Annotated in this window: 1 protein-coding gene; it reads right to left on the minus strand. The window is 54.2% G+C overall.

The annotated features are described in order from the left end of the window. Window positions 1-260: 260 nt before the first annotated feature. The coding region (locus QD228_RS17005) for a hypothetical protein (RefSeq protein WP_279876131.1) at window positions 261-485 on the minus strand (225 nt) is incomplete at its 5' end.

The raw sequence follows: 485 nt of genomic DNA on the forward strand, positions 1-485 counted from the left end.
CCCCTGCAGCCCAGCTGCAGGGGCGGTTCTCTTTGTGCGTAGGAAAAAGTGGTGCTTGGAGAGGTGGTGCACAGAAAAATGGCGCACTGGAATGTGATACCAGAATCTTGGTGATCTTCGACGTGCCAGGTGAATGTACAAGTCTTCATACGCTTCGAGTGGGGAGGGCGCACGGTCCTAGTGATGCTCACACCGCATGGGTGAAGATATTGTCTCGTTTCAGGTCGGTAATAGGGTGTGGGAAACTCTCATTGAGCGGCTCATGCCAGGTTATCCACACCCCTTTCTTTCAGGTGTGACTCTCGGGAATCATCAGAGCGATCGATCAGGCCCGCTTCTTTACCATGATGTCGTCCTGAATCGTGACGGCCGAAAGCGCCGAACACTGCATGGCTGGATGCTTTTTGAAGAAAGCGCTTGCACTTGCAGAGGTGAATGCGTAAAGTACGCATCCGCTGCCGGGGACGCATGGCGTTACCAGCGGT

The organism is Cobetia sp. 3AK, from assembly GCF_029846335.1.
In the GTDB taxonomy this organism is placed as follows: domain Bacteria; phylum Pseudomonadota; class Gammaproteobacteria; order Pseudomonadales; family Halomonadaceae; genus Cobetia; species Cobetia marina.